The following is a 3,583-nucleotide window of genomic DNA, read 5'->3' on the forward strand; positions in this document are numbered from 1 at the left end:
TAACAGATTATAGATAAAATAAAATTATAATAATTTATTTATTGATAAATTTAAATTATAGCTAATCGATTTAAAATTGTACGCTTTTAGCTATTTAGGGAGGAAAAATTAAAATGATAGATTTTAGACATCAAACTTTTCTGCAGCTCTGTCAGATTAAAAATTATACTAAAACCGCTGAAAAACTCCATGTTACTCAGCCAACTGTAACTCAGCACATTAAATATCTGGAAGAATATTATGACATAAAATTATTTAATTACAGCGGCAAAAAACTTAGTTTAACTGAAGCCGGCAAAAAGCTCTATCAGTATACAGAAAGAATGGCTGCAGATAGTAAAGAAATAGCAAAAGCTGTCAGCAATAAATCATCCAAGCAAAGCATAAAATTTGGTGCTACTCTCTCTATTGGAGAATTTGTAATGCCCGATATTTTAAACCAGGCAATGTCAGAAAATCCTGAGCTTAATTTTGATATGCTGGTTGAAAACACGACAACACTGCTCGAGAAATTAAAAGCGGGAGAGATAAATTTTGCAGTTCTAGAAGGCTTTTTTGACAAAACCAAGTTTGGATATCACCTTTTTAGTAAGGAAAAATTCATTGGGATCTGCTCTACAGACTCAAAATTAAGCAGAAAAAAGATTACAATAGATGAGCTCTTAGATTCACGTCTGATTTTAAGAGAAGGTGGATCCGGGACCAGAGAAATTTTAGAACAGATTCTTTATACTAATAATTTAAATCCAGAGAGTTTTACCAGTTATTTAGAAATTGGTAATCTAAATGCTATTAAAACCCTGGTTGCAGAAAATAAAGGAATTTCTTTTATCTATCAGGCGGCAGCTGAAAATTATTTGAAAAAAAATAAAATATCAGCTTTAAAAATTAAGGGCTTTAATATCAAAAGAGAGTTTAACTTTGTCTATTTAAAAGACAGTATTTTTGCAGAAGAATACCTTAAATATTTTAAGCTATTTATTAATCTAAGAGAGTAAAATCAAGAAAGCTGTTCTGACAGTTTAAATCAAACCATCAAAACAGCTTAAAAATTTATCTTATTCAATTTTTTCTGCAAGCCTGTCAGCTAAGTTAAGCAGTTCATCTTTCTGCTTGAGACCTTCAATAAATCTTTCAGGGATCCTGGAAAAACCAACCTGAGCTCCGATTAAGGCACCGGTCAGCATTGTTCTCACCTGATTCTGGCCGCCTCCATTAAGGGCATTGAGCACTCCTGCTTCAAAATCATCTTTAAATCTAGCAGCTAGATAATAAACTGCAGGCAGCATATGATAAATTGCACAGGGCATTCCGTAAACAATTGAAGCTTTCCAGGCAGGCTCAATTACTATATTCTGATCCTCAGCTGCTCGAGCCATATAAGAAGGGGAAAGCAATCCATCAGGAGAGGCAAAGACCCCCTCACCATAGAGGTCAGACTCTTTGACCATCTTATCTCCTGCAGGTGGATTTAAATTATCAGAAGTTACCTTATGGAAGGGTAATTTACCCTGATCTACAGCCTGCATTAGTTTTTTAGAAATTTCCGGATCAAGTTTTTCTCCTCGAATCAAAAGAGCAAGCACTGAACTGTAGGCTACAGTTAAAGATCCAATCAGATTATCAGCCTGAGTTAAAGCTGTATTTTCAGTAATATTCAGACTCAAATCTTCAAGATCTTCTGCATAAAAAATTGCCTGAGCAATATTTCTTTCAATTGCCTCAGTAGTATCAGCATTACCTGCTACCTGATCCCAGGGTAGTTTATTTTTCACCCTTGCCCGCCAGAGATGGCGCATTGACTGACTTGTATATCCTCCAGGTCCAGCCATCGCCTTCCCGGAGATTTTAGGCAAAAAATCTTCGTCCATCATTTTACAGAAAGCAGCCTGATCATAGCCATCATTTTCAATTAAATGCTCAGTCATCATTTTAAGTAGAATTCCAGCCTGAGATATTTCTCCAGCCTTAAGACCTCCGTGATATCTGTCAGCCTTAGGTTCAGTATAATCATCAATCCAGTCACCATATTCTTCTCGCATATCTTCCAGATCATAATACCAGTGGGGTCCAACACCAAGAGCTTCTCCAATAAAAGCACCCATCAAAGCACCTTTAGCTCTTTCTTTTTTGTTAACCATAATTATAGTTCCCCCTTTTTAGTATCAGGTTCAACTCTAAAATTTTATTTTTCTATTTTATTTTCCTGAATAAGTTTTTGCTTTAATTCATATAGTTCATCTGAGAGATCTACCTTCATTATGTGGGGATTGGTCAATCTTTTATATTCTGCTCCCAGACTTTCTTTTTCCTTTTCTGCATACTCTTTAATTTCAGCCACTGATGGAGAATCATAAACTAATTTACCATTTTTAAAAATTGGCTCCATCATTTCTCTAAGTTCATAATTACCCTTTTTAAGGGTAGTAGTTTTCCAGGTATCTCTGGCATCAAATAAAACTAAATCTTTATCTGCACTAATTTTCTCTTCCTCAAGGGCAATCAAATCTGCTCTGATTTCACTCTGCTTTTTATCATAAATTCTAATCAATTTTTTATTTCCTGGATCGGTCATCTTTTCAATATTATCAGAAAGCTTAATTTTGGGCTGCTCATTATACTCGCTCATCTTATAAACTGCGCCAAAAGCAGGACAGTCATAGGAAGTAATTAGTTTTGTCCCCACCCCATAGAGATCAATCTGAGCACCCTGCAGGTTAAGTGAAGTTATAATATCTTCATCAAGATTATTGGATGCGACTATCACTGCATCTTCCAGACCTGCCTGATTAAGCATTTTTCTGGCCGCTTTAGAAAGGTAGGCTAAGTCTCCACTATCCAGTCTAATTCCAAATAGATCTGAATCAATTCCTTTTTCCTTCATCTCTTTAAAAACTTTAATTGCATTAGGAACTCCAGATTTTAAAGTATCATAGGTATCAACCAGGAGAATAGCACTATTGGGAAAATTTTCAGCATAGGTCCGAAAAGCTTCCAGTTCGCTTTCAAAACTCATGACCCAGCTGTGAGCATGGGTGCCACTAACCTTAACTCCAAATTTCTTACCGGTTAAGACATTGGAAGTCCCTGAACAGCCACCAATTACAGCAGCTCTTGCTCCATAAATGCCTGCATCCGGTCCGTGGGCCCGCCTCAGGCCAAATTCCAGCACATTCTTCCCCTGAGCTGCCTCATTAATTCTGGCTGCTTTAGTAGCAATTAATGCCTGATGGTTAATAAAATTTAAAAGTGGGGTTTCTAATAACTGGGCCTGCAGTATAGGTGCCTCTACTTTAAGCAGTGGTTCTTTCGGAAAAACAACACTGCCTTCCGGTACTGAATAAATATCACCTGTAAATTGAAAATCTTTTAGATAATCTAAAAATCTCTCTTTAAATCCCTGACTCCTTAAATATTCAATATCATCCTCTTTAAACTCTAAATTCTCTACAAATTCAATGATCTGTTCTAAACCAGCAAAAATAGCATAACCATTACCACTGGGATTATCTCTGTAAAAAAGATCAAATACTGCCTTTTCTGTTTTTCCTTTTTCACAGTATCCCTGGGCCATAGTCAGCTG

At 36.1% G+C, this 3,583-nt stretch carries 3 protein-coding genes; 1 reads left to right on the forward strand and 2 read right to left on the reverse strand.

Going from position 1 to position 3,583, the window contains the following annotated elements; translation table 11 throughout:
- Positions 1–113 precede the first annotated feature (113 nt).
- A complete protein-coding gene (locus CI949_RS18575) occupies positions 114–998 on the forward strand; it encodes a LysR family transcriptional regulator (RefSeq protein ID WP_290769156.1) in 885 nt (294 codons plus the stop codon).
- A gap of 60 nt (positions 999–1,058) precedes the next feature.
- Here CI949_RS18575 and CI949_RS18580 read toward each other — a convergent pair whose 3' ends face one another.
- Positions 1,059–2,141: an ADP-ribosylglycohydrolase family protein gene (locus CI949_RS18580; RefSeq protein ID WP_290769158.1), complete on the reverse strand. Its 1,083-nt coding sequence runs from the start codon at positions 2,139–2,141 to the stop codon at positions 1,059–1,061.
- Positions 2,142–2,185: 44 nt separating this feature from the next.
- On the reverse strand, positions 2,186–3,583 hold a 1,398-nt coding region (locus tag CI949_RS18585; protein ID WP_290769160.1), incomplete at its 5' end, for a nicotinate phosphoribosyltransferase.

It is taken from the genome of Halanaerobium sp. (genome assembly GCF_003070835.1).

What these genes read in the sequence shown, in the direction of transcription:
- CI949_RS18575 (WP_290769156.1), top strand. Translation starts at nt 114, where the DNA reads ATGATAGATTTTAGACATCAAACTTTTCTGCAGCTCTGTCAGATTAAA.
- CI949_RS18580 (WP_290769158.1), bottom strand. Translation starts at nt 2,141, where the DNA reads ATGGTTAACAAAAAAGAAAGAGCTAAAGGTGCTTTGATGGGTGCTTTT.